The sequence below is a fragment of the Streptomyces sp. SID4985 genome (assembly GCF_009863025.1).
GTDB lineage: Bacteria > Actinomycetota > Actinomycetes > Streptomycetales > Streptomycetaceae > Streptomyces.
Genome location: NZ_WWIR01000451.1, coordinates 1 through 2,610, shown reverse-complemented (window position 1 = coordinate 2,610; position 2,610 = coordinate 1). Strand labels below are relative to the sequence as shown.

The 2,610-nt window shown below is 72.8% G+C and carries 1 protein-coding gene and 1 pseudogene; one reads left to right on the top strand and one right to left on the bottom strand.

Annotation, left to right across the window (positions count from 1 at the left end; all coding sequences use genetic code 11):
- Positions 1-123: 123 nt before the first annotated feature.
- Complete coding sequence (locus tag GTW40_RS19965) at positions 124-1,929, bottom strand: 3-hydroxyacyl-CoA dehydrogenase (protein ID WP_161181560.1); 1,806 nt, start codon at positions 1,927-1,929, stop codon at positions 124-126.
- A 413-nt stretch (positions 1,930-2,342) separates the two neighbouring features.
- On the opposite strand from GTW40_RS19965, the pseudogene GTW40_RS19960 reads away from it, so the two are divergent.
- Positions 2,343-2,610, top strand: a pseudogene (locus GTW40_RS19960) (adenylosuccinate lyase); the annotation flags it as partial.

The window sequence follows — 2,610 nt, the reverse complement described above, 5'->3', positions numbered from 1 at the left end:
CTGCCCGGAGCGCGCCCGCCCCCGGCCGCCGGAGCGGCGGACCGCCCGGCGGTGGGGGAGAACCCGCCGGGATCGAGCAGTCCGCCCCACTCCGGCTCCGCGCGGCCGCGGCCCCGTGCTCCGTCAGCGGCGGGCATACTCGCGGAAACCGCGGCCGGTCTTGCGGCCGAGGCAGCCCGCCGCCACCAGGTGCTCGAGCAGCGGGGCCGGGGCGAGACCCGGGTCGCGGAACTCGCGGTGCAGCACCTTCTCGATGGCCAGCGAGACGTCCAGGCCCACCACGTCGAGGAGTTCGAACGGGCCCATCGGGTAGCCGCCGCCGAGCTTCATCGCCGCGTCGATGTCGTCGAGGGTGGCGTAGTGCTCCTCGACCATCTTCACGGCGTTGTTGAGGTACGGGAACAGCAGCGCGTTCACGATGAACCCGGCGCGGTCGCCGCAGTCCACCGGGTGCTTGCCGATCCGCGCGCAGACCTCGCGGACCGTCGCGTGGACGTCCTCGCCGGTCAGCACCGTGCGCACGACCTCGACCAGCTTCATCGCCGGGGCCGGGTTGAAGAAGTGCATCCCGATCACGTCCTGCGGCCGCGAGGTCGCGCGGGCACAGGCGACCACGGGCAGCGAGGAGGTGGTGGTGGCCAGGACCGCGCCCGGCTTGCAGACCTTGTCCAGCGCCTGGAACAGCTGCCGCTTGACGTCCAGGTCCTCCGCGATCGCCTCGACGGCCAGATCCACGTCCGCGAATGCCTCGTACGACCCCGCCGGGGCGATCCGGTCCAGGATCCCGGCGGCGGCCTCCTCGGTCAGTCTTCCCTTGGCCACCGAGCGTGAAAGCGACTTGCCGATACGGGACTTGGCGGCCTCCGCCTTCTCCTCGGTACGGGCCGCGAGGATCACGTCGTAGCCCGCCTTGGCGAACACCTCCGCGATGCCGGAGGCCATCGTGCCCGACCCGGCGACCCCGACGGAGCGCACGGTACGGCCCTGTGCGCCCGTGCCCCCGGCGGCCGGGGTCAGGGCGTCGGGGACGACCTCGGAGCTGCCCGGCGCCGCGTAGGTGTAGAAGCCGCGGCCCGCCTTGCGGCCGGTCAGGCCCGCCTCGCTGAGCTGCTTCAGGATGGGCGCGGGGGCGTGCAGCCGGTCGCGGGACTCGGCGTACATGGCGTCCAGGACGGTGCGCGCGGTGTCCACGCCGATCAGGTCGAGCAGCGCGAGCGGGCCCATCGGCAGCCCGCAGCCGAGCCGCATCGCCGCGTCGATGTCCTCACGGGAGGCGTACCGGGCCTCGTACATCGCGGCGGCCTGGTTGAGGTAGCCGAAGAGCAGGCCGTCCGCGACGAAGCCGGGCCGGTCGCCCACCGCGACGGGCTCCTTGCCCAGCTCCACCGCGAGGTCGGTCACGGCGGCCACCGCTTGCGGCGCGGTCAGCACCGAGGAGACCACCTCGACCAGCTTCATCGCCGGTGCCGGGTTGAAGAAGTGCAGCCCGAGCACGCGCTCGGGGCGGGCCGAACCGGCGGCGAGCCGGGTCACCGACAGGGCGTTGGTCCCGGTCGCCAGGATCGTCTCCGGGCGCACCACGGCGTCCAGTTCACGGAAGATCTGCTGCTTGATCTCGTACGACTCCGGCGCCACCTCGATCACGAGGTCGGCGTCGGCGACCGCCGAGAGGTCCGTCGAGGTGCGCACCCGGGCGAGAAGACCGGCACGCTCCTCCTCGGACAGCCGGCCGCGCGCCACGGCACGGGCGGTGGACGCCTCCAGGGCGGAGACGCACCGGGCGGCCTGGGCCGCGCTGATGTCGACGCCGATCACCTCGCGGCCGGCGCGGGCGAGCACCTCGGCGATGCCGGTGCCCATGGTGCCGAGGCCGACCACGGCGACCGTACGCAGCGGGGAAGGGGAGGGGTGGGACAGGGGAGTGGCCATCACGGGACTCCAGAAAGGGTGACGACGAGGGAACGCGCCGGGTGCGCCGAGGGGCGCACGACGGAGCGGAGTCGATGCGGATGTTCCGGGGATGCGGATGTTCCGGAGATGCGGGTGTTTCCGGGCTGCGAGCGCACACGCCCGGTGCCGTCCTCGCGGGTCACGCACAGACCCGCGAACGGCGGTGTGCCGACCGGCCCTGTCCCGGAGCCGGGTCGTACCGCAGGTACCGAGGTACCTGAAACGTCGATCGCCCACGACGGCCGCGTCACCAGACCGCCGCAAGCGGAGCGCGAGTGGGTAACTCGCTCATCCGAGCTTAACCAGCGAGTAACGAGCGCGCCAGACCTGTGCGAGGACGGGACTTTGTGATGTACCTCCCCAAGGTCGTGTGACGTGCCTAATCTGAATCCGTGGACGAAGAGTTGCGACTGCTCACGGAGCGCTTACGGCAGGAGTCGCGCGGCGCGGCGGCCTGCGAACGCCTGCTGGAGACCGAGGACCACGACGAGCTGGCACAGGTCCTCACCGCGCCCGGACAGCCCCTGTGGGCCAGGGAGTTGGCCGCCTTCCGGCTCGGCAGCGCCGGGGACCGCCGGGCCTTCGAGTCCCTGGTCCTGCTCCTCAACCACCGCGACCCGCCCCGCTGCGCCGCCGCCGCGACCGCGCTGGCCCGCCTCG

Coding starts and splice junctions, on each gene's coding strand:
- GTW40_RS19965 (WP_161181560.1), bottom strand. CDS start 1,929: ATGGCCACTCCCCTGTCCCACCCCTCCCCTTCCCCGCTGCGTACGGTC.